Genomic DNA, 26,498 nt, shown 5'->3' on the forward strand with positions numbered 1-26,498 from the left:
GGGTCGGCGGGGCGCCGAAGGAGCGACCAGGACGACGGTCAGGCGACCGTCGCGTCGACCGTGACCTCGATGTTGCCGCGCGTGGCGTTGGAGTACGGGCACACCTGGTGCGCAGCCTCCACGAGGGCGTCCGCGGTGGCCTGGTCGACGCCGGAGAGCTCGACGTGCAGCGCCACCGCGAGCTGGAAGCCGACATCGCGGGGCTCGACCCCGACCTCGGCGACGACGGCCGAGTCGGCGATCGGCGCCTTCTGCCGGCTCGCGACCAGCTTCAGCGCGCTGTGGAAGCACGCGGCGTAGCCGGCGGCGAAGAGCTGCTCGGGGTTCGTCGCGGGGCCGCCCGCGCCGCCCATCTCCTTGGGGACGACGAGGTCGACCTCGAGGTTGCCGTCGCTCGTGCGCGCCTGACCGTTGCGCCCGTCGCCGGTCGCCGTCGCGATGGCGGTGTAGATCGCAGCCATGTCGTCCTCCTGGATGATCGGGTCACTAGTAGAGTTACTAGTTCGTCTACTAGATCACGGAGCCGAGCAGGATGCAAGGGACCGGCGAGCCGACCTCGCCCTACCTCGACCGCTGTCGCCCCCCTGTCGCCCCCCTGTCGCCCCCTGTGGGACCGTAGGACCGTGAGCACCCCGACCGCAGCGACCGCCCCCGACCGGGTCTCGCCCGTGCGCGCGCGGATCCTCGATGCCGCGACGGAGCTGTTCTACGCCGAGGGCGTCCGTGCGGTCAGCGCCGACCGGATCATCGCGGTCGCCGAGGTCTCGAAGGTCACGTTCTACCGACACTTCCGCACCAAGGACGATCTGGTCGTCGCCTATCTCGAGGCGACCGGCGCCCGTGAGCGCGAGCTCATCGACAGCGCCCGGGCGCAGAACGCCGGGGACGCGGTCGCGACGCTGATGTTCCTCGCCACGCTCGCAGGAGACCTGGCGTGCCGGCCGGGGTTCCGCGGGTGCTCGTTCATCAACGCGTCGGCCGAGTACCCCGACGCCGCGCACCCGGTCCGTGCCGTGATCGCGGCGCACCGCGCCTGGTACACCGAGACGTTCCGGCAGCTCGTCCTCGAGGTCGGCGTCGACGACCCCGCAGGCGTCGCCGACGAGCTCATGATGCTGCGGGACGGGGCGATGATCGCCGGGTACGTCGGCTCCCCCGACTCGCTCACGATGCGCGTCGCGAACGCCGGACGCGCGATCCTGCGGGCGCACCGGCTGTCCTGAGCCGCCTGTCCCGAGCCGCCGCACGGCCCGCTAGCCTCGGCCCATGGCCCTCATGCGCTGCGACTTCTTCTCCGACGTCCTCGAGGTCAGCACCTCGATGACCGTGATCCTCCCCCAGGCGACGCAGCAGCAGATCGGGATGACCGGCACGGCCGCCACGGCCGAGCGCGGCGAGCCCGCACCGCCCGTGCTCTACCTGCTCCACGGGCTCAGCGACGACGACACCGTGTGGACGCGCCGCACCTCGATCGAGCGGTACGTCGCCGACCTCGGGATCGCGGTCGTGATGCCGCGCGTCGAGCGCAGCTTCTATCACGACGAGGCCCACGGTCAGCGGTTCTGGACGTTCCTCACCGAGGAGCTCCCCGCCGTCGTGCACTCGTTCTTCAAGGTGTCGCAGCGACCCGAGGACACGTTCGTCGCCGGGCTGTCGATGGGCGGCTACGGGGCGATGCGCTGGGCTCTGACCCACCCCGACCGATTCGCTGCGGCCGCCTCGCTCTCGGGCGTCCTCGACCCGGCCGAGCCGGGGCTGCTCGAGGCGAGGGGCGACCTCTACGACACCGTCTTCGACAGCCGCCCCGTCGACGGGACCGACAGCGACCCCCTCCACCTCCTGCGCGTCCTGGGCCGGCGGGGGTCGGACGACGGCGTCGCGCCCGGGAGCAGGGGCCTCCCCACGCTCTACGTGGCCTGCGGGACCGAGGACGGCCTGCTGGCCGGGAACGAGCGGTTCCTGGCCGAGGCCGACCGGCTCGGGATCCCGGTGACGCGCGATCTCAGCCCCGGCGAGCACGAGTGGGGACTGTGGGACGCGCAGATCCAGGACGTGCTGCGGTGGCTGCCGATCACCGGCCGGGACTGACAGCCACCGCCGGACCGTCAGTGCGCGACGACGGGAGCCTCCTGGCCGACCGACGCCTCGCCGTCCGACACCCGCTGTGAGGCCCGCGCCTCCTGACGTTCGGCGCGCTGCGCCTTGGTCCTGAACAGGGCCCCGGTCAGGACCGCGCCGACGAGAAAGATCCCCGCCGACCACGCGAACGCGACGTCGTAGCTGTGCAGGGCGGCCTCGGCCTGGACCGCGGGCCCGCCAGCGGCGTGGTCCGCCAGGTAGGTGGCCGCGGCCGTGGTGGCGATGGTGTTGAGCACGGCGGTGCCGACGGCGCCGCCGACCTGCTGGCTCGTGGTGACCATCGCGGACGCGACCCCGGCGTGCGCACGGTCGACGCCGAACGTCCCGAGCTGGAACGACGGCGGCATGGTGCAGCCCATCCCGACGCCCATGCCGATGAGCGCGGGCAGGACACCCACGGCGTAGGTGCTGTCCACGTCGATCTGGGTCAGGTACAGCATCGAGAGGGTCGCGACGCTCAGCCCGAAGGCCACGAGGACCTTGGGGCCGAACCTCGGGAGCGTGAGGTTGTTGGAGATCTGCGCGGTCACCATGATCGTGAGGATCATCGGCAGGAACGCGACGCCCGTGCGCAGCGGCGTGTAGCCCATCGTGGCCTGCAGGTAGTAGGTCAGGAAGAGGAAGACGCCGAACATGCCCGAGCCGGCGACGAAGATCGCGACGTAGGCGCCGCCGCGGTCGCGGTCGGTGACGATGCCCAGGGGCAGCAGGGGGTTGGGCGAGCGGCGCTGCGTGAGCACGAATCCGACGAGGAGCACGACGGCGGCCGCGAGCGGGCCCCACGTCAGCGGCGAGTCCCAGCCCTCGGGCTCGGCCTGCGAGAAGCCGAAGACGAGCGCGAACAGGCCTGCCGATCCCAGGATCACGCCGGGGACGTCGATCCGGTGGCTGTGCGTCTCCTCCTTGCGCGGGAGCAGGACGAACCCGGCGACCACAGCGACGACGGCGAAGATCAGGTTGACGTAGAGGTTCCAGCGCCAGTCGAAGTACTCGGTGAGGTAGCCGCCGAGCAGCAGGCCGACGCCGCCACCCATGCCGGCGATCGCGCCGAAGACGCCGAACGCGCGACCCCGCTCCTTGGGGTCGGTGAAGGTGGTCGTGAGGACCGACAGCGCCGCGGGCGCGAGGAGCGCGCCGAACACGCCCTGCAGGGCGCGCGCGACGACCAGCATCTCGAAGCTCTGCGACGCGCCACCGAGCGCCGAGGCGGCGGCGAAGCCGACCAGGCCGACGAGGAACGTGCGGCGGCGGCCGAACATGTCGGAGAGCTTGCCGCCGAGCAGCAGCAGGCTGCCGAAGGCGAGCGCGTAGGCGGTGACGATCCACTGCCGGTCGTTGTCGCTGAACCCGAGGTCGGCCTGGGCCGAGGGCATGGCGATGTTCACGATCGTCGCGTCGAGCACGACCATGAGCTGGGCGAGCGCGACGGTCGCGAGGACGAACCACCGCCGCCTGTGCGGTGCGGGCGGCGGGGTGGCCGGCGCGGCGGGCTGCTCGGCGCCTGGGTGCTGTGCGGACATGGGTGTGCTCCTGGAAGTCGTCGTCGGTGGCCCCAACCTAATACAGAACTTGCTAGTATCGGAACCCATGAGTTCCGAATCTATTCCGCGAGCCGCGGGGCCGGGCCGGCCGCGAGACGCCGCCCTCGACGACGTGATCCTCGCCGCCGCGCGCGACCTCGTCGTCGAGAGCGGGTTCGACGGCACGACCATGGACGCCGTCGCCGAGCGCGCGGGGACCGGCAAGGCGACCCTCTACCGCCGCTGGGGTTCGAAGACGGAGCTCGTGGCCGACGCGATCAGCCGGTCGACCCCGACCCCGGTCGCCGACGACATCCCCGACACCGGCTCGCTGCGCGGCGACCTCGACGAGGCGCACCGCGCCCTGCACCGCAGCCGGGACCAGGAGCTCGTCTCGGGCCTGGTGTCCGAGGTGCAGCGCGACCCGGTCCTCGCGAAGGCGTTCCACGAACGGCTCGTCGCGAGCAAGACCCGCCTCCTCCGGGGGCTGCTCGAGCGCGCCCGGCAGCGCGGCGAGGTCCCCGAGGGCCACGACCTCGAGCTGCTGGCGAGCATCGTGCCCGCGATGGTGATGTACCGGAAGATGATCACCGGGGGGTCCGTCGACGACGACTACATCCGGCGGATCACGAGCGAGGTGCTGCTCCCGCTGGCCACGCGCCCCGTGTGACCCGCGTGCGAGCAGACCTCGACCGTGGTGCTCTCTGGTGTCTGCCGACCGGCAGCCGAGGAGGAGACCGACATGACCGACATGACCGGACGCCGCGTGCTCGCGGTCGTCACGAACCGCGGGATCGAGCAGGACGAGCTCCTCGTCCCTGTCGCGCACCTGCGTGACGCCGGGGCGACCGTCGACGTCGCCGCCGTCAGCGACGACGAGATCCGCACCCTCGTCGGCGACGAGGACCCCGGCGAGACCACGCACCCCACCACGACCCTCGCCGCTGCGGACGCAAGTGCGTACGACCTGCTGCTCGTCCCGGGCGGCACCCTGAACGCCGACGCCCTGCGCCTGGAGAGCGACGCCGTCGAGCTCGCGCGCGCGTTCGCCGGGGCGGGGAAGCCGATCGCTGCGATCTGCCACGGCCCGTGGCTCCTCGTCGAGGCGGACCTGGTCGAGGGCAAGACGCTGACCTCCTACCCCTCTCTCGCGACGGACATCCGCAACGCGGGCGCCGCCGCCTGGGTCGACGAGCCGGTGAAGGTCTGCCCCACCGAGGGATACACCCTGATCACCTCGCGCACGCCGGACGACCTCGACGAGTTCCTCGGGGCGATCGACGACACCCTGTCGCAGGTGTCGGCATGAGCCCACGCACCGGCGCCGAGCCGGCCACGGACGAGCAGCTGGGGACGGTGCGCGGGATCGTCCGGGACACGAGGATCGCGATGCTGACGACGCTCGCGCAGGACGGCTCGCTCGTCAGCCGCCCCATGGGTGTCCAGGAGACCGAGTTCGACGGGGACCTGTGGTTCTTCGCCGACGCCGACGCGCACGCCGCGGGCGAGGTGGCGCACGACGCGCGGGCCAACGCCGCGTTCGTCGGATCGTCGTCGTGGCTGTCGATCTCCGGCCGGGTCGGCGTGGTGCGCGACCAGGAGACGATCCGTGAGCTCTGGGGCGCGGGCGCCGAGGCATGGTTCCCGGACGGCCCCGAGACTCCTGGCGTCGTCCTGCTGCGGCTGCACGCCGAGACCGCCGAGTTCTGGTCCGCGCCGGGCGGCCGCCTGGTCACCGCGGTCAGCTTCGTGAAGGCCAAGGTGACGGGCGAGCGGTTCGAGGGCGGCCAGAACGAGACGGTCGGTCTCTGACGACCGCAGGCGTCATCCGCCGGCCGTCTCCGTCTCGACGCGCTCCCCCACCGTGTGGAGCACGACGACGTCGGGGTCCAGCGGGACGAGCTCGTCGACCCGGTCCTGGAGCTCCGCGACGTCGGGCAGCGCCTCGGGGCTGCGCACCTGCACCACCACCTGGTCGGCCTGCCACGCCACGTCCTCCACCGACGCCCCGGGGGTGTCGGCGAGCCACTCGTCGGCCGCTGCCGACACCTGACCGGTCCACACGGCCTGGAGCGCCACGGACACCGTGTTCGCCACCATCGGGATCGCGACGACGACGGCCGCGCCACCGATCAGGACGTAGGTGCGCCGTCGGCGCCGGTCGCCCCGCGCGGACGCGGCCCTGGCGACGATCGCCTCCTTCGCGTAGCCGGCGACGGTGAAGACCACGGTCGACGCGATGACGAGGGCGACCACGTTCGAGACGAAGAGCAGCAGCGCACCGAGCGCGAGCGACGGCGCGCCCTGACCGAGGCACACCCCGACGACCCCGAGCGGCGGCACCAGCGAGATGGCGATCGCGATGCCCGGCAGCACGTCGCCCAGGTCCTTGCGCGAGAGCGCGATCGCGCCGGCGAAACCCGTCGCGAAGGCGGCGACCAGGTCGGGGATGCCGGGCGACGTCCGACCCGTGACCTGGGAGTTCGTCAGGACGCTCGTCGTCGCGGGGAGCAGGAGGGCGATCAGGTAGCCCATGAGGACGACGAGCGCGAGCCCCGCGACGACGTACAGCAGGGACCGCGCGACGCGCTTCGGTCGGCCGGTGACGATGCCCAGCCCGACGCCGAGGATCGGCGTCGACAGCGGGGCGATGATCATCGCCCCGATCACCGTGGCGGTCGAGTCCGTGATGACGCCCGCGATCGCGATGAGCCCCGACAGCGAGAGCATCGCCCAGAAGGCGGACCTCTTGGCCTGGGTGTCACCCGAGTCGAGGTCGAGCCGGTCGGCGAGCTCGTCGAGCGCGCGACGCTGCTGCGTCGGGACGAGGCCCCAGAAGCGGCGGTCGAAGCCGAGCCCGGCGGACGTCCCGTCCGGGGTCGCGGGAGGTGTGGAAGTCGTGGTCATGTCTGGCCGTTCGTGCGTGCCGCGGTCCGCGCCGACGGCGGCGGCCGGCCGAGCCGGCGCCCCGCCATCGGGGCGCGCTCGACGTGCCAAGTATTCCGTACGGCGGCGCTCTTCCGGTTCCGTACGGGCACGTGTCCGGCGGCGCATCCGGCCACTCGTCCGGCCGCGCGCCCGGCCGACCGTCCAGCACGGTCAGAGCCCGGCGAGGACCTCCCGCTCGCGCGACGGGTCCAGACCGACCGCGGGCCGGTCCGTCCGCAGGGGCGCGGTCCCGTCGCCGTCCCGGGCGAGGGCGCGCAGCCACGACCACGTGTCGGCGACGGTCGCCTCGACGGGCCGGACGACGAGCCCCAGGTCGAGCGCGGTCGTCACGTCGGAGCGGTGCAGGGCGTCGTGGTCCTCACCCGGGGGCAGCCAGACCGGCAGCTGCGTCCAGGGCTCGACCCCGGCGTCGAGGAGCACCTGCGGGTCGACCCATCGCGGGGTCGCCTCGGGCGCTCCGGTGCGTCGGCGGTGGTCGGACGTCGTCGCGACGCACACGAGCAGCAGCCGCCCCGTGGTCACGGGTCCGGACGGTCCGACGACGTCGACAGGGCCGGGCGGAGCGGGCGTCGGCCGCGACGGATCGACGAGGTCGAGCGCGAACCGGGCGAGGTCCCGCGCGTCGACGAGCTGCACGGGGGCCTCGGCGGGGCCGGGCGCGACGAACGGTCCCCCGCGCGCGACCCGCGTCAGCCACCACGGCAGCCGGCCCACGTCCTCCCGCGGTCCGAGCACGAGTCCCGGACGGAGGATCGTGGCGCGCTCCTCGAACGCCTCGGCGACGGCGAGCTCGGCACCGCGCTTGAGGCGGGCGTACGGGACGTCGGGGCCGTCGTCCGGGGACCCGTCGACGACGGGCCAGTCCTCACGGGCCCCGGCGGCCGGGGCGTCGTAGACGGACCTGCTCGACACGTACACGTACCGCTCGGCACGGTCGGCGAGGAGCCGCGCCGAGTCACGCACCGCCGAGGGCGCCCACGACCAGGTGTCGACGACGGCGTCCCAGACCCCGCCGGCCGGCCCGTCGACCTCGCCCAGCCCGGCCAGCCCCTCGGGACGGGTGCGGTCCCCGACGACCTGCGTGACGCCGTCCGGCAGTGACCCGCTGCCCGATCGTCCACGGTTGAGGACGGTCACGTCCCAGCCGCGCGCGACGGCGTCGTCCACCACCGCGCGACCGACGAACGCGGTACCACCCAGGACGAGGAGCCTCATCCCCCGAGTGTGCCCCAGGGGGCGCGGTCCTCGGTGGAGGTCAGGCCCCCGGCGCTTGCGCGCGACCAGGACGAGCCCGGCGCCGAGCAGGAGCAGCACGCCCGCGCCGACGGCGAACGGCACCACGTCGGCACCGGTCCACGGGAGCGTGCCGCCACCGCCAGGGGGTTCCCGTGGTCCGTGCCGCCGCCCGGGACCACCGCCGGCTCGACGACGACGAGGTCCGCCGAGGCCGTGTCGTTCGCCGTCACCGGGTCGACCGCGGTGGTCGACACGGTCGCCGTGTTGGTGAGCGTGCCCGCGGTGTCGCCCGTCGCAGCGACCTGGACGGTCCGGGTGTCGCCGACCGCCATGTCACCGAGGTCGCAGGCGACGTCCTGACCCGAGAGCGTGCACGAGGCGCCCGGCCCCGCGTCGACCGCGGACGGCGTGACGCCGGCCGGGAACGGGTCCGTCACCGTCGCGTCGGTCGCCGTGCCCGGGCCGAGGTTCGTGACCGTGAGCGTGTAGGTCACGCCGGAGCCGACCTCCACCTGCGGGCGGTCGACCGTCTTGGTGACGGCGAGGTCCGCGGGCGGCTCGACGGCGGTCACCGTCGCCGAGGCCTCGTTGTTCGCGAGGTCCGGGTCGTACGGTAGGGCCTTCGAGCGGTCGGACGTCGCCGTGTTCGTCGCGGTCCCGGCGGCGTCCGCCTTCGCCACGACGGTGAGCTCCGCCTGGTGGGTCGCAGGGTCCGCGTCGACCGTGAGGTCCCCGACGGTCCACAGCCCCGCGGTGGCGTCGTAGCTGCCGACCGTGGCCGAGGACGACACGTAGCTCAGGCCCGCGGGCAGGACGTCGTCGACGGTGACCGCATCGGCGGCGTCCGGGCCGAGGTTGTCGACCCCGACCGTGAACGTCACCTCGTCACCGACGTAGACCTGCGGGAGGTCGACCGACTTCACGACGGCGACGTCCGCCACCGGGACGGTGTAGGTCGCGTCATCGGTGTTGTTCGTCAGGTCGGGGTCGGTGACCTCGTGCGCCGTGATCGTCGCGGTGTTCAGGGTGTCGCCCTGCGCACCGTCGGGGACGGTGACCGTGACCGTCAGGGTCCGGGAGTCGCCGACCGCCAGGTCGCCGACGGTCCAGACGCCCGTGGTCTCCTCGAACGAGGTGCCGGACGGCGCGTCGACCTTCGTGACGTCCGCCCCGACGAGCGCGGTGTCGCCGACGACGACCCCGCGGTTGTCGTTCGGGCCGTCGTTGCGGACCGTGACGGTCCAGTCGACGGTGTCGCCCGGCTGCGCCGTCGGCGTCGAGACGTCCTTCGTCAGGACCAGGTCGGACTCCTCGACGACCTGGACCTGCGCCGAGTCGGCGTTGTTGTCCGGGTCCGTGTCGGTCTGCTTGAGGCTGGTCAGGGACACGGTGTTGTCCTGGACGCCGACGGCATCGGCCGTCGCCGTGATCGTCAGCGTCGCCGCCTCCGCGTCACCGACGCCGAGGGTCGGGATCGTCCACACCCCGGTGCTCTCGTCGAACGTCCCTGCGGACGCGGACGACGCGTCGATGGACAGCCCGGCCGGGAACACGTCGGTGAGCACGACGTCGTCGGCGACGACGCCGTTCGGCCCGCCGTCGTTCGTCGCGGTGATCGTGAACGTGGCCTGGTCGCCGAGCAGGACGGTCGGGCTGTCGACGTCCTTCGTCACGGCGACGTCGAGCTGCGCCTCGTCGGTGTCGACGCTCGCCGACGCGGTGTCGTTCGACGGGTCGACGTCCACGAAGTCGACCTGGGTCGAGTCGATGACCACGGTGTTCACGTGGGTCCCCGACGCGGTCAGCGTCCCGGCGACGGTGAGAGTCTCCGTCTGACCGACGGCGAGGTCGCCGACCGTCCACGTCGCGCCGTCAGCCGTGACCGTCCCCTGCGTCGGGGTGCCCGGCACGGCGGAGACGCCGGCCGGGATCGCGTCGGTGACGACGACGTCCTCGACCGGGTCGGCGCCGTCGTTCGTCGCCTCGATGGTGTAGGTGACCGTGTCGCCGACCTTCGCGGTGGTGCTGTCCTGGCCGTCGACCTGCTTGGTCACGGCCAGGTCGGCGCGCGGGCCGCGCACCGTCAGGGTCGCCGAGTCCTCGTTGTTCGAGCTCACGGTGTCCGTGGGCGTCGAGGTCGTGAGCGTCGCGACGTTCGTGTACGTGCCCAGGGTCGACCCCGTGACCACGAAGTCGTACGTGGCGGACGCGTTCACCGCGAGCGCACCGATGTCCCAGACACCCGTCGCCGCGTCGTAGGTCCCGTCACCGGAGGACGACCCCGGGACGTAGGTGAGACCGGCAGGCAGGGTGTCCGTCAGCGTCACGTCGGTGCCGGCGAAGGGGCCGTTGTTCGTCGCCGTGACGCGGAACGTGGCCTCGTCGCCGACGAGCACCTCGCCCGTGTCCTGAGGCGTCCCGGACGCGTCGAGCACGCCCTTCTCGACCGCGATGTCCAGGGTCGGCGTCACGGGGTCGATCGTGGCGGTCGCTGTGTCGTTGCTCGGGTCGATGTCCACCTGCGTCGTCGCCGTGCGCGTCGCGGTGTTGACGATCTGGGACCCGGCGTCGACCGTCGCGGTGAGCCGCAGCGTCGCCGAGTCGCCCACGTCGAGGCTACCGACGGCCCACGCACCGGACGTCTCGTCGTAGTCCGCGGCAGGGTCGGCCGACACGAACGTCAGCCCACCAGGGAGCGCGTCCGTCACCACGACGCCGTCGGCCACGCTCGGGCCGTCGTTCGTCGCGGTGACCGTGTAGACGACGTCGTCACCGACCACCGGGGTCGGCTCGTCGACCGTCTTCGTCACGGCGACGTCCGTGTAGACCGGGATCGTCGCCTGGTCCTCGTTGGAGACGACCTCCTGGCCGATCGGCGTGCGCGCTGTGGCCTGCGCCGTGTTGGTCAGGGTGCCGTCGGCGGCGACGTCCCCCGCCGCGAGGACGTAGGTGCCGACACAGGTGACCATGTCCCCGGGCTGGATGGTCACGCTCGCGCAGAACATGTTCGCCTGGTCAGGGATCCTGTCGTCGGAGACGGTGAGCGCGGAGACCGTCGAGCCGCCGGTGTTCGTCACCTCGTACTCGTACAGGACGGTCTGCCCGACGGCGTACGGGGCAGGCGTGATCACGCCCTTCGCGAGCTCGATCGACGAGACGAGCGGGACCGTGACCGTCGCCTCGTTGGAGACGATGTCACCCGCGATCGGTGCCGTCGCGTGCGCGGTCGCGATGTTCGTCACCGCTCCGTCCGCGACGTCCTGGTCGGTGACGGTGTAGGTGCCCGTGCAGGTGACCGTCGAGCCGGTGGCCGGCGCCGGGGGCAGAGGGTCGGTGGGGCAGGTGATGTCGGCGGTGGCGATCTTGTCGTCCACGATGCTCAGGGCGTCCAGCGTCTCGCTGCCGGCGTTCGTCACCGTGTACAGGTAGGGGATCTGGGTCCCGGCGGTGATCACGGCCGGGAGCGGGGCGCCGGAGCGGTCCACCTGCTTCTCGAGGTTGAGGTCGTTGAGCTTGACGATCGTGTCGACCGTGACGCCGCGCACCAGGTGGACGTCCGTGGACCCTCCGGTCGAGGCCGAGAGCCCGAACTTGTACGTGTCCGGGCCGCCGATGGGCGCCGCGACGTCGAGCTCCTGCACCCAGTCGGTGCTGCCCGGGTACTGGACCTGCACGATGACGTGCGGCCACCCTGCGTCGCCCGGCTGCGCACCCGGCGTCTTCGGGGTCACCTGGACGTTGATCGTGCGGAAGCCGGCGGCGAGGTCGGCACCGCGGAGCGTCCCGTTGCCGTAGTTCAGGGTGCTGACCGGTCGGTCCGGGTCCTGGATCGGCTGCTCGACCGTCGAGTCGATCCAGCAGTAGCCGTCCGTCCCCGTGCCGGGACCGCGCAGCGTGATGACGTTGGGGGCGGACGGCCCCTCCTGGGCCGTCGGTGCGTGGCTGCCGATCGCGCAGTTCTTCCCGCGCGCCTCGCCGTCGTTGTAGAAGTTGCCGTAGGAGTCCATGCCGACGCCGAGGTAACCGCCCGCGATGCCCGGGGTCCCGTTGCGCTGCGCGTAGCCCAGGCTGCCGCCGTCGGCGCCGGGCGCCGTCAGGTTGGTCGACCCGTCGACGAGGAAGAAGCCGATCCCGTCGGCTCCCGTGCCGCCGTACTGGTACTGGTCGAACGTGAACGAGATGCCCGCGGTGGCGGGGATCGGCTTGTTGTAGAGCACGCTCCCGCGCGCGAACCCGGCGGCGTCGGTCAGCTGGAGGTAGCCGGGTGTGGCGCCGACGGTCGGGGGCCGGGGTTCGACCCCTCGGCGACCTGGTGCGCCGAGCAGTCCCCGATCTGGGCGGCGCCCGCCGGTGGCACCTGACCCGCTGGCGCTCCCGTCAGGCACGTGTCGCCCTGCACCGTCCATGCCGGGTCGAGCACCGTCGCGCCCTCGAACTGCTCGACGGCGACGGAGGTGCCGCTGGTCGCCGGGCCCGTCCCCGTGGTGCTGTCGGCGCTCGCGGGCGTCGCGAGCGCGACGGCACCGGTGAGCGCGGCCGCCGAGATCAGGGCTGCCGAGGTCGCCGAGGCGACCCACGAGCGCGCGCGAGCAGAGAGGGTGGGGCGGGGGTTCATCCAGATCCTTCACGGGTGATGACGACAGGTCCTGCGGACAGGGTATGGGGCGCCCGCCCGACCATGGCTCGATCGGTCGAGATCACGGACACGATCACCCGCTGGACAGGCAGTTCACGCCGAAGATCACCCGTTCGCCGGCGGACCCGGGCGCCCTCAGTCGTGGCTGCCGGGCTCGTGCTCCGCGTGCCGTGCCGTCTCGAGCTGGAAGGTCGAGTGCTCCACAGGGACCGCGAACCGCTCGGCGACGCAGCGCTGCATCTCGTCGAGGATCTGCGGGGCGTGCCCGTCCCGGAAGCAGCCGTCCTCGACGACGACGTGAGCCGAGAGCGTGGGCAGCCCGCTCGCGATGAGCGACGCGTGCATGTCGTGGACCGCCTCGACGTGGTCGACCTCCAGCAGCGCCGATCGCACCTCGTCCAGGTCCAGACCGGGTGGGGTCGACTCCAGGAGCACGTTCGCGGCCTCGCCCAGGAGCTTGAGGGCCCGGGGCAGGATCAGCGCCCCGATCACGAGACCCGCGACCGCGTCGGCCTGCTGCCAGCCGGTCGTCGCGATGACGACCGCCGCGACGATCACCGCGACGGAGCCGAGCGCGTCGTTGAGCACCTCGAGGAACGCGGCGCGCAGGTTGAGGCTCGACCGGCGACCACCGAGGAGCACGGCCATCGCGACCAGGTTCCCCACGAGCCCGACGACGCCGAAGACCACCAGCTCCGTCGAGGGCACCTCGGGCGGGTCGAACAGCCGCTGCACACCCTCGACCAGGACGTACACCCCGACGGCGAGCAGCACCGCCGACTGCGCGAGGGCGGCCAGCACCTCCGCGCGACGGAAGCCCCAGGTCCGCCGGGCGGACGCGGGCCGCAGCGTCAACGAGGCCGCGACGAGGGCGAGCAGGAGCCCGCCGGCGTCGGTGAGCATGTGCGCCGTGTCGACGAGCAGCGCGAGCGATCCCGTGAGGACGGCGCCGACGGCCTGCGCGACGAGGATCGTCGCCGTGATGCCGAACGCGACCGCGAGCCGGCGGCGGTGGTCGGGCGCCGGTGCAGCACCGGCCGGCCCGGGGGTGCCGCTGTGGTCGTGACCCATCCGCCGATCGTACGGACGCCGCGAGGGCTTGTCAGACGTCCTGACCGTGCCTATGATCAAGTTGATGCTTGATCAAGGAGTTGGTTGACCTGAGTGCGACGAAGGACGGATCAGACGGTCTCGACCGTGCGTTCCTGGCGCTCGCCGACCCCGTGCGTCGAGCGATCATCGCTCGCCTCTCGCGAGGCCCGGCGACGGTGAACGAGCTCGCCGAGCCGTTCACCATCACCAAGCAGGCCGTCTCCCAGCACATCCAGGTGCTGGAGAAGGCCGGGCTCATCACCCGGACCCGCGAGGGACAGAAGCGACCGTGCCACCTCGACGCGGCCGCACTCGAGGCGCTGACGAGCTGGATCGACCAGTACCGGCTCGCGACCGAGCGCCGCTACCGCAACCTCGACGGGTTGCTGACACAGATGCAGACGGAGGAACCATGAGCACCAACCCGACCACGGTCACCGCCCCCGAGGGCCTGCCGTACATCGACGTCGTCCGCGAGCTCGACGCGCCCGTCGCGCTCGTCTACCGGGCCTTCACCGAGCCCGACCTCGTCCGGCGGTGGCTGGGCCCGCGGAGCCTGGAGATGGAGCTCGACCACTACGACGCCCGCAGCGGGGGCTCCTGGGCCTACACGCACCGCGACCCCGAGGGCAACGGCTACGGGTTCCACGGCTCGTTCCACTCCGTCGTCGAGAACGAGTCGATCACCCAGACCTTCGAGTTCGCGGGCTACCCGGGTCACGTCAGCCTGGAGACCGTCACCCTCGAGGCCCTCGACGGCGACCGGACGCGCACGCGCACCCACGCCGTCTACCAGTCGGTCGAGGACCGCGACGGGATGGTCGCCAGCGGCATGGAGTCCGGTCTCACCGAGGGCTACGAGCGCATGGACGAGCTGCTCGCGACCCTCTGACCTGCGCGCGGGGCCCGAGCACCTTCGCGCGGCTTCGCTCCGGGCGGCTGAGCCCGCGTCAGGCGACCGATCGGGGCACGAGAGCCGCGCGGAGCGCAGCCTCGAACGCGTCGACGGAACCGTGGAGCTCCTCGAGCGCGGCAGCGTCGAGGAGCACCACGGGGCCCTCGTCCGTCCGCCCGAGCACGACGGGGCTGCCGACCTCCGCGACGACCCGCGCCACGTCGTCCGACATCTCGTTCAGGTGGACCGTGCTCACGGGGACACCGAGCCGCGAGACCATCGCGTCCCAGGACCGCTTGCGCCGCACCGGCGAGTGGGAGACGTCGCAGAGCGCGCAGTGCGCGCGGCCGAGGATCTTGCCCACGACGTAGCGGGCCTCGCCGACGAAGCCGCCGTCGGCGTGGTAGACGCCGACGACCTCGACGACCGGCGCGAGCTCGGGTTCAGTGGTCATCGGTCGACCCTAGGTGCCGGACGACGGCCCGGAGCCTGACGATCGGCGAACGGTCGGGCGACGCGTGGGCCGGGGACGCCGGCCCGGTTCACGCCTCCCGGCGGTGCACGAGCTTCGCCGCCGCCTGGTCGCGCGGCATCATCAGCACCTGGTCGATGTTCACGTGCGCAGGCCGCGTCGCGATCCAGCGCACGGTCTCGGCGACGTCGTCCGCCGTCAACGGCGTCAGTCCCGCATAGACGGCGTCCGCCCGCTCCCGGTCGCCGTCGAAACGCACCAGGGAGAACTCCGTCTCCACGAGGCCCGGGTCGACCTCGCTCACCCGGACGGGCTGCCCGAGGAGCTCGAGACGCAGCACCCGGGACAGCGCCGCGACGCCGAACTTCGCGGCGTTGTAGCCCGCCCCGCCCTGGTAGGCCTCCCGCGCGGCGGTCGAGCCGATGGTGATGACCTGGCCGTCCCCGGACTCCACGAGCATCGGCAGCAGCGCCTTCGTCATCCGGACCGTGCCGAGCACGTTCGTCTCGTACATCCAGCGCCAGTCGTCGAGGTCGGCGTCCGCGACCGCGTCGGCTCCCTTGGCCCCGCCCGCGTTGTTCACGAGGAGGTCGCACCGCCCGTGGTGCCGGACGACGTCCGCCACGAAGGCGTCCACCGAACCCTGGTCGGTGACGTCGAGGGTGAGCGGCGTCCCGCCGCAGTCCGCGGCGACGGCCTCCAGCCGGTCGGCGCGGCGCGCGCCGAGGACGACGCGATAGCCGGCGCCGGCGAGGGCCCGGGCGGTCGCCGCACCGATCCCGCTGCTGGCCCCGGTGACGACGGCGACGGGCGCGCTGGGGTCTGTGGGCATGGCTGCTCCTCCTACGACGTGGGCCGGCGAGCCGGGGTGACGGTGTGCACTGAAAGGTTTGCGAGGGCCGCGGGCCTGGTGGCCGCGGTCAGGCGCGGCTGCGCGCGGGCTCGACGGGAGCCGCGTGGCGACCGGGCGGCGAGGTGAGCGGGCCGTCGTCCGGCACCTGGTCGAGGGCGGTGATCACGCGACCGAGGACGGCGTGCAAGGCGGCGCGCTCCCCGGCGTCGAGGGCGGCGAGGATCTCGTCGTCGACCGCCCTGCCGCGCTCGGTCGCGGCGGCCAGGAGCGCGCGCCCGTCGTCGGTGATCGAGACCTCGGTCCGTCGACGGTCGGCGGCCGACGGGTGCCGCTCGACGGCCCCGAGCGCCTCGAGGTCGTCGATCATCGCGACGACGGCGCTGGGGACGACGTTCAGCGCGCGACCGATCGCCTGCTGGTCGTCCGCGGGGCCCTGCGCGACCGCGGCGAGGAGCCCGTAGTGCTTGGGCCGGATGTCGAGGTCCGCGAGCGCCTCAGTGAACCGTGAGGTCGTCGCGCGGCCGACCTTCGTCACGAGGTACCCGAGGGGCGCCCCCTGCTCGTCGAGGGAGAGCGCGTCCCGGGCCGCGCCGCGCGACGCGGCTCCCGCGACGACCGGGAGCGCACCGGTCGCGGGGCGTTCCGGGAGGGCACGTGCAGGGGCAGGGCTGTTCGACGACGTCACACGCTTAGCCTACGCTGGACGAATGATTCAGTCGGTGAACGAGAATGCGCGGGACGGCTCGGCGAGCGGCCCCCAGCCCGCGGAGCAGCTCGGCGGCGCGGCGTACTGGGCAGCGGCGACGATCACCGTCCTCAGCGCACTGATCAGCCTCGGGTACTCGGTCGCCGGGGTCCTCGGCGACGGCGCGAGCGAGGACTTCGCGCTCTACGCGGCCTCGCGCAGCATCGGGCTGGCGGTCGCGGCTCTCCTCGTCCTGACGTCCCGGTCGCTCAGGGTGCTGCTGGTGGTGGGCGCGACGATGACGGTCGTCCAGGTCTTCGACGGCTTCATCGGCCTGTCGATCGGCGACACGGTCAAGACCGTGGGCCCGTTCGCCCTCGCTGCGCTCACCGCCGTCGCGCTGATGGTCGCGTACCGCGCGCACCAGGCCCGCACCGTCACCCGCTGACGGTGACGGTGGCCACGACGAGGAACGCCACGACCGACACGGGAGTGAGCACGCGCAGCACCAGCTCGACGCGCACGAGCTGCCTGCCGACGGACCCGGCCCGGGCAGCAGCCTCCTGCTGGACGGCCCAGGTCCACCGGATCGCCGCATAGGCGCTCGTGACGTTGATCCGGTCGAACGTCCGGCGCAGCCGGCTCGTGGCCGCGGTACCGGTGGCCCAGGCCGACGACGCGAGCGGGAACGCGAGCACGAACCCGAGCACGATCCCGAGGAACCGCAGCGCGATGGCGATGGCGATGCCGACCAGGGGCGAGAGCAGCGCGGCGATGTACTCGCCCGGGCTGTTCAGCAGGTCGAAGGTCTCGGCCGTGAAGGTCCCCGTGACCCAGGCGATCGTGAGCCCGACGAACAGCGCAGGGTAGAAGCTGCGCCGGACGATCCTCGCGACCAGCAGCGCCGCAGGGTCCAGCGCTCCTGGCCGCAGGAAGGTCTCGGGGCGGATCCGCCCGCCCGCGGGTGTGCCCACGAACACGTACTCGTCCCGCGGACGCCGTGCTCCACGTGCTCCACGGGCCTCCGCGGCGCTCGCTCGCTCGCCCGCCTCCTCGACGGCCACTCCCACTCCCCTCGCCGGTCCGCGCACCCGCGCAGGGCGTGCAGGCCAAGGTACGCGACGGGAGGAGGCGCCTCCGCCTCCGCCGGCGGCCAGGCCGGCGGCTAGGCCGGGACAGCGACGAACGGCGCCGCGATCACCAGCTGCGCCACGCACACCGCGGCCACCCCCATGCTCAGGGTGAACGGCACCCGCGAGCGGGGCCGCACCGCTCCGACGACGCCCGCGGAGACGGCGAGCAGGAGGGCCAGCAGCCCGAGCACGACGGTGAAGGCACCGGGCACCCGGTCGGGGCCGACGACGATCAGCACGCTCGCGGAGCCGAGGAACACCGGGGCGAGCACGCTCGACCAGCGACGCCCGACGCGGTGCGGGAACCCGCGCACCCCCGTCGCGCCGTCGTCCTCGAGGTCCGGGAGCACGTTCGCGACGTGCGCTCCGACGCCGAGCAGCGCCGCCACCGCGACGGTCCACCCCGCGACGACCCGCCCGTCCTGGGCCCCCGCGACGACGAACGCCGGCAGCAGTCCGAACGACACGGCGTACGGCAGCCACGAGAGCATCGTCCGCTTGAGCCACGCGTTGTACGTCCACGCGCTCAGCACGGCGGCGGTGTGCAGCAGACCCGCCTGCCACCCCACCGAGAAGGAGAGCGCGACGCATGCCGCGAGCGCCGCGAACGCGCCCGTCCGGAGCGTGCGGGGGCTGACGGCCCCGACCACGACGGGCTTGTCGTTGCGGCCGACTGCACGGTCGCGCGGCGCGTCGAGCCAGTCGTTGCTCCAGCCGACCGACACCTGGCCCAGCAGCACGGCGAGGGTGACGAGCGTCGTCGACCACCGACCGGCGGAGATCCCGGCCGACAGCGCGAGCGCGAGGAGCGTGACGACGGCCATCGGTCCGGCGTGGGTCGCCACGAGCAGGCCCCGCAGCCGCACTCCCGTCCCCGTCATGCTCGGACGGTAGCGCCTCGCCGTGCATGCGTCCTGAGGGCGGCGGGTAACTTGGGCACGTGGCCAGCAGACGACGTCGCCCCTTCTTCGACGACGACTCACCGCACGTCGACCGGTTCGGTCTGCTCCTCGCTCTGACGTGCGCGTCGGTCGCGATGCTCTCCCTCGTGCCCCTCACGGGCGACCTCGGGTCGGCGGGGCGCAAGGTGGCGATCATCGGGACGACCGCCCTGGTGGCGGCGACCCTGCTGCTCTCGCTCCGGGCGTCCGGCCTCGCACAGCGGCATCGCCGCCGCGCGGAGGTCGTCGTGGGCGTGCTGGTCGCGCTCCTGGCGCTGGCCGTCGTGACCGACCTGTTCGGCCTCGCCGAGAGCGACGCGGCGCTCGGGGTCTCGCCCGTGCTGGCCAGCTTCGCGCTGGTCGCCCCGATCTTCGTGGTCCGCCGGCTCCTGCGCCACCACTCCGTGACGCTCAGCACGCTGCTCGGCGCCCTCACGGCGTACCTGCTCATCGGCGTCGCCTACTACTTCGCGTTCCTGTCGGTGGACGGGATCGGCGGTCAGTTCTTCGGTGAGGCGGAGCCGACGACGACCTTCATGTACTTCTCCCTGACGACCATCACCACCCTCGGCTACGGCGACGTCGCCGCGGCGACGGACGTCGGGCGGCTGCTGGCGACGAGCGAGGCGATCATCGGCCAGGTGTACCTCGTGACCGTCGTGGCGATGATCGTCAGTCTCGGCGCGGCGGCCTGGCAGGGCGGGCGGCCCGGGGAGACCAGCGGCGCCGGCCAGGACTGAGCCGGGACCGATCGACCTGACCGGCCGACCCGACCGGCGGGCACCCGCGCTCGGTGCGACGATGCCCGCATGGCGCGCATCCTGGCCGTCGGCCCCGTCCTCCCCCGCAACACCTACGCCCAGCGCGAGATCACCGCGAAGATCGGACCCCTGCTCGCGGCGCCCGGACCGCGCCGAGCGCTCCTCGAGAAGCTGCACGCGGCGTCCGGCATCGAGCGGCGACACCTCGCCCTGCCGGTCGACGACTACGCCGGCATCACGTCGTTCGGGCTCGCGAACGCGCACTTCGCCCGCGAGGGGACGGCGCTCGCCGAGCAGGCGTGCCGCGCCGCGCTGGACGCGGCCGGGGTCACCCCCGACGAGGTCGATCTCGTCTTCTTCACGACCGTGACCGGGGTCGCCGTCCCCTCGATCGACGCCCGCCTGGTGGCGCGGCTCGGGCTGCGGGACGACGTCGTCCGCGTCCCGTCGTTCGGGCTGGGCTGCGTCGCCGGCGCCGCCGGGCTGGCGCGGGTGCACGACCACCTCGCCGGGCACCGGGCGCAGGTGGCGCTGCTCGTCTCGGTCGAGCTGTGCTCGCTGACGATCCAGCACGGTGACGACTCCACGGCGAACCTGGTCTCGTCCGGCCTGTTCGGGGACGGCGCGGCGGCGGCCGTGGTCGCCGGGGACGACTGGACGCCCCGCCCGCCCGCCCCCGCGGAGGCACCTGCCGAGGCGCCCGCCCTGCGGGTCGTCGACTCCGCGAGCCGGCTCTACCCCGACACCGAGGACCACCTCGGCTGGGACGTGCGCGACACCGGGTTCGGGATCCTCCTGTCCCCCGGCCTGCCCGACGTGATCCGCGAGCACCTCGCCGCCGACGTCAAGGGCCTCCTCGCCCGCCACGACCTCGACGTGCCGGACGTCGGCGCGTGGGTCGTGCACGCCGGCGGACCCAAGGTGGTCGACGCCGTCCGCGACTCCCTCGGCCTCGCCGACGGCGACGTCGCGCGCACCCGCGCCACGCTGCGGGACCAGGGGAACCTGTCGTCGTCGTCCGTCCTGCACGTCCTGGCGGCCACGATGTCGGACGGCGCCCCCGCCCCGGCGAGCACGGCGTCCTGCTGGCGTTCGGGCCGGGGATCAGCGCCGAGCTCGTGCTGCTGCGGCGGGACCCGGAGCCTGCCGCGGACCGGACGCGCGACGGGAGCCGTTGATGCTCACCGCGTACGTGGTGCTCGTCGCGCTGACCGCCGCCGAGCGGCTCGCGGAGCTGGTCGTCTCGGCGCGCAACGCGCGGTGGTCGTTCGCGCGGGGCGGGGTCGAGTCGGGCCGCGGGCACTTCCCCGCGATGGTGCTGCTCCACACGGGTCTCCTGGTCGCGTGCGTCGTGGAGGTCGTCGTCGCGGACCGGCCGTTCCTGCCGTGGCTCGGGTGGCCGATGCTCGCTCTCGTGCTCGCCAGCCAGGCGCTGCGGTGGTGGTGCATCGCAACGCTGGGGCCGCGCTGGAACACCCGAGTCATCGTCGTCCCCGACCTGCCGCTCGTCGCGCGGGGGCCGTACCGGTGGATCCCGCACCCCAACTACGTCGCCGTCGTCGTCGAGGGGTTCGCGCTGCCGCTCGTCCACTCGGCATGGGTGACCGCGCTCGCGTTCACGGTGCTGAACGCGTGGCTGCTGCTGAGGTTCCGGATCCCTGCGGAGGACCGCGCGCTCAGCGCCCTCCCGTCGGCACGGTCAGATCGGCCGTGACCGAGGCCCGCACCGACGTGCGTTCCGACGTGCTGGTGGTCGGTGGCGGACCCGTAGGCCTCGCGTGCGCGATCGAGGCGCGGCTCGCAGGTCTGGAGGTCGCCGTGGTCGAGCCGCGCACCGGGCCCATCGACAAGGCGTGCGGCGAAGGCCTCATGCCCGGCGCGCTGCGCGCGGTGCAGCGGCTCGGTGTCGACCCGGACGGGCACGCGATCGCCGGCATCAGCTACCGCCAGGGCGAGCGCGTCGCGGACCACCGGTTCCGCGCGGGGCCGGGCCGCGGCGTCCGGCGCACGACTCTGCACACGGCGCTGCACGCCCGGGCCCGCGAGCTCGGGGCGCGGTTCGTCGCCGGGAAGGTCGACGCGGTCACGGACGCCGGGGCGGACGGCGTCACGGCGGCGGGCGTCCGCGCGCGGTGGCTGCTCGCGTGCGACGGTCTCCACTCGACGGTGCGGCAGCTCGTCGGGCTCGAGGTCGCGTCCCGCCGCGAGGCCCGCTTCGGTCTGCGTCGGCACTACCGGCTCGCTCCGTGGAGCGACCTGGTCGAGGTCCACTGGGGGAGGACGTCGAGGCGTACGTGACGCCGGTCGCCGACGACGTGGTGGGCGTCGCGATCCTCGGCCGCCGGGGCACCCGCTTCGACGAGGAGGTGGCACGCCTCCCCGAGCTCGCGGCGAGGCTCGAGGGTGCGGAGCGCATCGGTACGCTCCGCGGCGCCGGTCCGCTCCGGCAGCGGACCTCGGCGAGGACGGCCGGGCGCGTCCGGCTCGTCGGGGACGCCTCGGGGTACGTCGACGCGCTGACCGGGGAGGGCCTGCGGGTGGGGCTGGCGCAGGCCCGGGCCGCCGTCGTACATCTGGATGATCCGCAGATGTACGAGCGGGCGTGGCGCGCGGCCACCCGCGACTACCGGGTGCTCACGAGCGGTCTCGTCGCCGCCGCCACCTCGCCGGCGCGGGGCGGGATAGTGCCACTCGCCCGGGCGCTGCCCCCGCTGTACGGGGCGGTCGTCGAGCGGCTCGCGCGATGACCGCTGTCACGCCCCGTCGCGTGCGGCGCGCAGCACCGCGAGGTCGATCTTCTCCATCGGCATCAGGGCGTCCATGACCTGCTGCGCGGTGTCGGGGTCGGAGACGAGGTCGTAGAACTCGGTCGGGACGATCTGCCAGGACAGGCCGAACCGGTCCTTGAGCCAGCCGCACCGGCTCGGCTCCCCGCCCCCGGCCAGCAGCGCGTCCCAGTAGCGGTCGCACTCGGCCTGGTCGGCGCAGTTGACGATGAACGAGACAGCCTCCGTGAACGGGAACTGCGGGCCGCCGTTGATGGCGTTGAACGTGCGGCCCTGCAGCGTGAAGTCGCCGGTGATCGCGACGCCGTCCGGCCCGCGGAGCATCTCACCGACCTCGGTGTCCGGGAACACCGACGCGTAGAACTCGATCGCCTCCTCCGCGTTCATGTCGAACCAGAGGCTGGGGGTGATGGCGGGCATCGAGATCGCTCCTTGGAGTCTCTACCGTCGGTCGGTCTTCGCGACCCAGTCTGCGACGAGACCGCCGCGCTCGCCCGTGCGGAGGCTCGCGGACGCAGGACGCCCGCCTCCGACCCCGTCCGCGAGCGCCGGCACTGCGCGTGCACGCCCTCCACGCCCGGGAGATGACGCGGCAGGCGTGGCGGACACGCTGCTGCGATGCTCTGGGGATGGCTACCCGCAGCGCGCGCCGGGGCCGGACGGCGATCCTCGCTTGCGTCGCGTGCGCCCTCGGCGTGGTGCTCGCCTCGTGCGACGCTCCCGCGTCAGAGACCGGGCACGACGCAGGCCCGCTGCACGACGCAGGCCCACTCCCCGACGGGATCTCGCTCGAGCTGAGGCAGGGGCGCGAGAACTACGCCGACCGCGTCGTCTCGCTGCGCGTGACGAACGACGGCAGCGCACCAGCGACGGTCGTGGACGTCACCCTCGTGTCGGACGGCGCGGGCCCGGCCGGCATGACACGCCCCGGGTCGGCCCCCGTCGCGCGCCCAGGTCGCTACCGCGACGTAGCACTCGCCCTCGGCGGACCGGTCTGCGCGGAGGGAGATGGTGCTGTCGGCGAGGAACCCGGTGTCGAGGAGGACGGCGGTGGCGGCGATGACAGCAGTATCGGCGCAGACAGCGCAGACAGCGCAGACAGCGCAGACAGCGCAGACAGCGCGGGCGACGAGGACAGCGCGGGCGACGAGGACAGCGCGGGCGGTGCCGGCAGTGCTGTCGGCGAGGCTGTCGGCGAGGACCGCGGCGACTCCAGCGCCACAGCCGGCCCCGCGCGGGCCACGCTGACGATCGAGGTCGACGGCGCGACGAGCACGGTCGCGGGACCGGTCGCCGACCCTCGCGGGCACCTGGCTCGGATCCGCGGGGAGGACTGCGCCGCGGCGGCGGTCGCGGAGGGGGCGACGCTGGAGGTGCGTCCTGCGCTCGTGCGCGCGAGCGACCAGGCCGGCGACTCGGCCGCGGTGCTCCTGACGGCGATTGCGGTCCCGGCGGGCCCGCAGGTCGCTGTCGACCTGATCGACGGCACCACCTTGCTCGCCCCCGCAGGGCCCGGCCGCACCGCGGACGGCACGGCCTGGTCGCCGGACGTCACGGCGGGAGCCACGCCGGCCGAGATCGCTCTCGGCATCACCCCGAACCGCTGCGACCCGCACGTCGTCGCCGAGGACAAGCGGGGCACGTTCCTCCCGGTGCACGCGTCGGTCGACGGTGTCGCGCAGCACGTCTTCTACGTCCCGATGCCCGACGAGCTGCGCGCCGCGGTCTACACCTTCGTCGCCGAGGCCTGCGGCTGGGACTAGCGGCGGCTCACGGCTGGGTGTCGGCCGCGCCGGCCGGCGCGCGTTTGCCCAGCTCCGCCGCCGTGAGCAGCAGGACCGCGGTGAGGAGCAGCGCGCCGACCATCACCGTGACCAGCACCTCGGGGGTGTCGACGAAGCTCGTCCCGGCGATGAGGAGTGCCGCCGACAGGTTGCGCTGCGCCGTGCCGAGCGAGGTCACGACGCGCTGCTCGCGCCCGGACCCGCCGAGCACGTACCCGAGCGCGAGGCAGACCGCCGTGAACAGGAGCGTGGCGAGCAGGACCCCGGTACCGATCTGGTCCCAGATCTGCGGCAGCGCGACGAGGATCGCCGCCCCGATCCCGAGGGCCAGCGCGCTCGTCGAGACGGTGTTGAGCACCGGGGCGAGCTTCGCGGCGTCCGGGTACCGGGCGCGGACGGCGAGCGCGACCGCCAGGGGCAGGAGCATGAGCAGCAGGAGCGGCCGGGCGATGTCCCAGGCGCTGACCGCCACGCCGTCGACCAGCAGCGGCAGCATCAGCGGCACGTAGCCGACGGTCACGACCATGAGCAGGACCATCAGTCCCACGGAGTACGGCACCGCGCCCTTCGCCATCTGGGCGAGCTTGGGCAGGAACGGCGCGCCCGCGGCGACCCCGAGCAGCAGCAGCCCGAGGGTCTGCTCGTCGGACAGGCCGAAGACCAGCGCGATCACCCAGGCGGCGGCGGGGGCGACGACGAAGCTCAGCCCGAGCCCGAGCAGCACGAGCTTCACGTCGCGCAGCGGTGTGACGATCTGCCCGACCGTCAGGGACAGGCCGAGGGCGATCATCGACGCGAGGACGAAGACCAGGATCCCGACCTGGGCGAGGGTGGTGAGCACGTCGGTCATGGGTCCTCCGGTGGTGGGTGGTCTCGGGCGGCGCGTTTCCGGCGGCGTTCCTCGACCAGATCGTAGGCCTCGCGCACGGAGCCGAGGAGCAGGTCGGACTCGCCGACCACGGAGTCCTGCAACCGGGTCGTGGCCCCGCCGCGCTCGAGCTGACGTCTCAGGTCGTCGGGGACCCCGCAGACCACGACCTCGACGCCGTGCTCGTGCCAGCGGTCGAGCAGCCGGTCGAAGGACTTGATGAACGTGGACGACGGGATGCCCATCGATCCACGGAACGAGACGACGAGCCCGGCGTCGTGGACCGCGGAGACGTCGGGCCACTCCTCCTCGACCCGGTTGACCTCGGCGAAGTACCCGCTGCCCAGGTAGTGGAGCACCGTCGTCCGCTCGTTGGGCAGGACCGCGGGGGCGTCAGCGAGGGTCCACCCGTCGTCGAGCCGGACGAGCTCGACGAGCCGGCCGCGCCTCGCCGACTGCACCGCGTAGAGCACGATCGACAGCCCGGCCCCGATGAAGATCGCTACCTGGAGGGGCAGCTGGGTCGTCGCCGCGAACGTGACGGCCATCGCCGCGGCCGACTGCCACGAGGTGCGCACGACGAGTCGGACGTCGTCCCACCGGCCCCTGATCAGCTCACCGCCGATGACGATCAGCAGCCCGCCGATGACGGCCATCGGTATGGCGCCGGCGAGCGGGCCCAGGGCGAGCACGAGCAGGATCAGCCATACCCCGGCGAAGATGCCGGCCCACCGCGTCTGGGCGCCACCGCTGGTCGCGACGCCCGTCCTGGACAGCGAGCCGCCGGTGGGGAGCGCCCCGAAGAACCCGCCGGCGACGTTGGCCACGCCCTGCGCGGTGAAGTCGCGGGAGACGTCGGTCCGGGTCCCGTCCGGGTTCGGCACGGCGGCACCGATCCCGGCCGCCTGCGCGAGCGCCACCAGGGCGATGGCCAGGCTGCCGGTCACCAGCGCGGGCAGCGACCCCAGGTCGGGCAGGGTGAACGGCGGCAGCGATCGCGGGATCGCCGCGATGTCGTCGACCGACTCCACGTCGAACCCGGCCACGGCGACGACGACCGTCACCACGAGCAGCGACACCAGGGTCGCCATCTTCCGCAGGCGCCGCACGAGGCCGAGGCCGGCCCAGGCCGCCACGGTCGCCGCCGTCACGGCGACGGTCGGACCGTCCCAGGCGCCTACGTGCGCCACCGCCTCGACGAGCTTGCCCACGGTGTTCGAGGACTGGGGCGCATAGCCTGTCGCGTCCTCGACGACGCCCGCCACGATCTGCACGGCGATCCCGGCCGTGAACCCCGTCATCACGGCCGTCGAGACGAACGACATGACCGACCCGAGCTTCAGCACCCCGAGGAGCACCATCCACAGCCCGACGGCCACCGTGAGGGCCGCGACGGAGCCCAGGTCGCCCGCGTCGAGCCCTGCATCGGTCATGACGCTCTTGGCCGAGAGCGCGATGGCGCTCGTCAGCGTCGTGACCATCAGCACCGTCCGGGAGAAGAACGCCCCGACGATCGTCGGCACCGCACCCGACCACAGGCCCATCGGTGCGGCGAAGCCGCCCACCGTGGCGTAGGCCATGCCCTCGGGGATCGAGAACAACCCCGTCACGAAGCCGGACACGACGTCACGCCCCGTGGGCCGGGTACGCCGGCGGCTCACCAGCCTCCCCGTGCGCTGCACAGCCTGCAGCCAGGTCCCTCACCACCGTGGTCCCCTCGCGTCGTGCTTCGTCAGGTCGACCCGACC

26 protein-coding genes and 3 pseudogenes are annotated in these 26,498 nt (G+C 73.3%); 14 read left to right on the forward strand and 15 right to left on the reverse strand.

All coding sequences use genetic code 11. From position 1 onward, the window contains the following. Positions 1-38: 38 nt before the first annotated feature. Positions 39-461 carry an organic hydroperoxide resistance protein gene (locus QUE47_RS05080; protein WP_286218840.1) on the reverse strand — a complete coding sequence of 141 codons (423 nt, stop codon included), beginning with the start codon at positions 459-461 and terminating at the stop codon, positions 39-41. 162 nt (positions 462-623) lie between these two features. Here QUE47_RS05080 and QUE47_RS05085 point away from each other — a divergent pair, with 162 nt between their 5' ends. Together QUE47_RS05085 and QUE47_RS05090 are read left to right on the forward strand one after the other, a co-directional pair. Then, positions 624-1,223 carry a TetR/AcrR family transcriptional regulator gene (locus QUE47_RS05085; RefSeq protein ID WP_286218841.1) on the forward strand — a complete coding sequence of 200 codons (600 nt, stop codon included), beginning with the start codon at positions 624-626 and terminating at the stop codon, positions 1,221-1,223. Between the two features lie 43 nt (positions 1,224-1,266). Then, the gene (locus QUE47_RS05090) at positions 1,267-2,088 is read left to right on the forward strand and encodes an alpha/beta hydrolase (protein WP_286218842.1); all 822 of its coding nucleotides are present in this window, start codon (positions 1,267-1,269) and stop codon (positions 2,086-2,088) included. A gap of 17 nt (positions 2,089-2,105) precedes the next feature. Here the strand turns inward: QUE47_RS05090 and QUE47_RS05095 are convergent, their stop codons facing one another. Next, positions 2,106-3,659 (reverse strand): MFS transporter, encoded by a 1,554-nt coding sequence (locus QUE47_RS05095; protein ID WP_286218843.1) that lies wholly within the window; start codon positions 3,657-3,659, stop codon positions 2,106-2,108. A gap of 67 nt (positions 3,660-3,726) precedes the next feature. Between QUE47_RS05095 and QUE47_RS05100 the strand changes: the two genes are divergently transcribed. The 3 genes from QUE47_RS05100 (at position 3,727) to QUE47_RS05110 (ending at position 5,471) form a co-directional block, all read left to right on the forward strand. Further along, entirely contained in the window at positions 3,727-4,329 is a 603-nt protein-coding gene (locus QUE47_RS05100) for a TetR/AcrR family transcriptional regulator (RefSeq protein WP_286218844.1), read from the forward strand. Positions 4,330-4,401: 72 nt separating this feature from the next. Then, positions 4,402-4,968, forward strand: a complete 567-nt coding sequence (locus tag QUE47_RS05105; protein ID WP_286218845.1) for a type 1 glutamine amidotransferase domain-containing protein — start codon at positions 4,402-4,404, stop codon at positions 4,966-4,968. Further along, positions 4,965-5,471, forward strand: coding sequence for a pyridoxamine 5'-phosphate oxidase family protein (locus QUE47_RS05110; RefSeq protein ID WP_286218847.1), 507 nt, complete (start codon positions 4,965-4,967; stop codon positions 5,469-5,471). The genes QUE47_RS05105 and QUE47_RS05110 overlap by 4 nt, the downstream gene beginning before the upstream one ends. Positions 5,472-5,483: 12 nt before the next feature. Here the strand turns inward: QUE47_RS05110 and QUE47_RS05115 are convergent, their stop codons facing one another. The 5 genes and pseudogenes from QUE47_RS05115 to QUE47_RS05135 form a co-directional block, all read right to left on the reverse strand. Next, positions 5,484-6,566: a TIGR00341 family protein gene (locus tag QUE47_RS05115; protein WP_286218848.1), complete on the reverse strand. Its 1,083-nt coding sequence runs from the start codon at positions 6,564-6,566 to the stop codon at positions 5,484-5,486. A 192-nt stretch (positions 6,567-6,758) separates the two neighbouring features. Further along, positions 6,759-7,823, reverse strand: coding sequence for an NAD-dependent epimerase/dehydratase family protein (locus QUE47_RS05120; RefSeq protein ID WP_286219398.1), 1,065 nt, complete (start codon positions 7,821-7,823; stop codon positions 6,759-6,761). A gap of 281 nt (positions 7,824-8,104) precedes the next feature. Then, positions 8,105-11,851, reverse strand: a pseudogene (locus tag QUE47_RS05125) (DUF7507 domain-containing protein); the annotation flags it as partial. Between the two features lie 239 nt (positions 11,852-12,090). Further along, a complete protein-coding gene (locus tag QUE47_RS05130) occupies positions 12,091-12,459 on the reverse strand; it encodes a hypothetical protein (RefSeq protein WP_286218849.1) in 369 nt (122 codons plus the stop codon). 156 nt (positions 12,460-12,615) lie between these two features. Further along, the gene (locus tag QUE47_RS05135; protein WP_286218850.1) at positions 12,616-13,551 is read right to left on the reverse strand and encodes a cation diffusion facilitator family transporter; all 936 of its coding nucleotides are present in this window, start codon (positions 13,549-13,551) and stop codon (positions 12,616-12,618) included. A gap of 80 nt (positions 13,552-13,631) precedes the next feature. Between QUE47_RS05135 and QUE47_RS05140 the strand changes: the two genes are divergently transcribed. Then, entirely contained in the window at positions 13,632-13,988 is a 357-nt protein-coding gene (locus QUE47_RS05140; RefSeq protein ID WP_434019731.1) for an ArsR/SmtB family transcription factor, read from the forward strand. Beyond that, positions 13,985-14,464, forward strand: coding sequence for an SRPBCC family protein (locus tag QUE47_RS05145; RefSeq protein WP_286218851.1), 480 nt, complete (start codon positions 13,985-13,987; stop codon positions 14,462-14,464). The genes QUE47_RS05140 and QUE47_RS05145 overlap by 4 nt, the downstream gene beginning before the upstream one ends. A 58-nt stretch (positions 14,465-14,522) precedes the next feature. On the opposite strand, the gene QUE47_RS05150 is transcribed toward QUE47_RS05145, so the two are convergent. The 3 genes from QUE47_RS05150 to QUE47_RS05160 form a co-directional block, all read right to left on the reverse strand. After that, positions 14,523-14,921 carry a hypothetical protein gene (locus QUE47_RS05150; protein ID WP_286218852.1) on the reverse strand — a complete coding sequence of 133 codons (399 nt, stop codon included), beginning with the start codon at positions 14,919-14,921 and terminating at the stop codon, positions 14,523-14,525. Positions 14,922-15,009: 88 nt separating this feature from the next. Beyond that, complete coding sequence (locus QUE47_RS05155; RefSeq protein WP_286218853.1) at positions 15,010-15,771, reverse strand: SDR family NAD(P)-dependent oxidoreductase; 762 nt, start codon at positions 15,769-15,771, stop codon at positions 15,010-15,012. Positions 15,772-15,859: 88 nt separating this feature from the next. Beyond that, positions 15,860-16,477 carry a MarR family winged helix-turn-helix transcriptional regulator gene (locus QUE47_RS05160; RefSeq protein ID WP_286218854.1) on the reverse strand — a complete coding sequence of 206 codons (618 nt, stop codon included), beginning with the start codon at positions 16,475-16,477 and terminating at the stop codon, positions 15,860-15,862. 34 nt (positions 16,478-16,511) lie between these two features. On the opposite strand from QUE47_RS05160, the gene QUE47_RS05165 reads away from it, so the two are divergent. Next, positions 16,512-16,925, forward strand: a complete 414-nt coding sequence (locus tag QUE47_RS05165; protein WP_286218855.1) for a hypothetical protein — start codon at positions 16,512-16,514, stop codon at positions 16,923-16,925. Here QUE47_RS05165 and QUE47_RS05170 read toward each other — a convergent pair. Both QUE47_RS05170 and QUE47_RS05175 read right to left on the reverse strand, forming a co-directional pair. After that, positions 16,915-17,541 carry a hypothetical protein gene (locus QUE47_RS05170; protein ID WP_286218856.1) on the reverse strand — a complete coding sequence of 209 codons (627 nt, stop codon included), beginning with the start codon at positions 17,539-17,541 and terminating at the stop codon, positions 16,915-16,917. The genes QUE47_RS05165 and QUE47_RS05170 overlap by 11 nt on opposite strands. Before the next feature lie 101 nt (positions 17,542-17,642). After that, positions 17,643-18,491, reverse strand: coding sequence for a UbiA family prenyltransferase (locus QUE47_RS05175; RefSeq protein ID WP_286218857.1), 849 nt, complete (start codon positions 18,489-18,491; stop codon positions 17,643-17,645). A 59-nt stretch (positions 18,492-18,550) separates the two neighbouring features. On the opposite strand from QUE47_RS05175, the gene QUE47_RS05180 reads away from it, so the two are divergent. The 5 genes and pseudogenes from QUE47_RS05180 (at position 18,551) to QUE47_RS16625 (ending at position 22,059) form a co-directional block, all read left to right on the forward strand. Then, positions 18,551-19,291: a potassium channel family protein gene (locus QUE47_RS05180; RefSeq protein ID WP_286218858.1), complete on the forward strand. Its 741-nt coding sequence runs from the start codon at positions 18,551-18,553 to the stop codon at positions 19,289-19,291. A gap of 69 nt (positions 19,292-19,360) precedes the next feature. Continuing rightward, positions 19,361-20,293 (forward strand): annotated as a pseudogene (locus QUE47_RS05185) (type III polyketide synthase); the annotation flags it as partial. A gap of 196 nt (positions 20,294-20,489) precedes the next feature. Further along, a complete protein-coding gene (locus tag QUE47_RS05190; protein WP_286218859.1) occupies positions 20,490-21,026 on the forward strand; it encodes an isoprenylcysteine carboxyl methyltransferase family protein in 537 nt (178 codons plus the stop codon). Between the two features lie 83 nt (positions 21,027-21,109). Continuing rightward, positions 21,110-21,610: pseudogene (locus QUE47_RS16620) on the forward strand (NAD(P)/FAD-dependent oxidoreductase); the annotation flags it as partial. Next, complete coding sequence (locus tag QUE47_RS16625) at positions 21,607-22,059, forward strand: geranylgeranyl reductase family protein (RefSeq protein ID WP_350227683.1); 453 nt, start codon at positions 21,607-21,609, stop codon at positions 22,057-22,059. The pseudogene QUE47_RS16620 and the gene QUE47_RS16625, both read left to right, overlap by 4 nt. Before the next feature lie 6 nt (positions 22,060-22,065). Here QUE47_RS16625 and QUE47_RS05200 read toward each other — a convergent pair whose 3' ends face one another. Continuing rightward, a complete protein-coding gene (locus tag QUE47_RS05200; RefSeq protein ID WP_286218860.1) occupies positions 22,066-22,518 on the reverse strand; it encodes a VOC family protein in 453 nt (150 codons plus the stop codon). A 209-nt stretch (positions 22,519-22,727) separates the two neighbouring features. On the opposite strand from QUE47_RS05200, the gene QUE47_RS05205 reads away from it, so the two are divergent. Beyond that, a complete protein-coding gene (locus tag QUE47_RS05205) occupies positions 22,728-23,861 on the forward strand; it encodes a hypothetical protein (protein ID WP_286218861.1) in 1,134 nt (377 codons plus the stop codon). A 7-nt stretch (positions 23,862-23,868) separates the two neighbouring features. On the opposite strand, the gene QUE47_RS05210 is transcribed toward QUE47_RS05205, so the two are convergent. Continuing rightward, positions 23,869-24,732, reverse strand: a complete 864-nt coding sequence (locus QUE47_RS05210) for a bile acid:sodium symporter family protein (RefSeq protein WP_286218862.1) — start codon at positions 24,730-24,732, stop codon at positions 23,869-23,871. Next, complete coding sequence (locus tag QUE47_RS05215) at positions 24,729-26,411, reverse strand: SulP family inorganic anion transporter (RefSeq protein ID WP_286218863.1); 1,683 nt, start codon at positions 26,409-26,411, stop codon at positions 24,729-24,731. The genes QUE47_RS05210 and QUE47_RS05215 overlap by 4 nt, the downstream gene beginning before the upstream one ends. Positions 26,412-26,498: the final 87 nt, after the last annotated feature.

Source organism: Paraoerskovia sediminicola (assembly GCF_030296575.1).
Classification (GTDB): domain Bacteria; phylum Actinomycetota; class Actinomycetes; order Actinomycetales; family Cellulomonadaceae; genus Paraoerskovia; species Paraoerskovia sediminicola.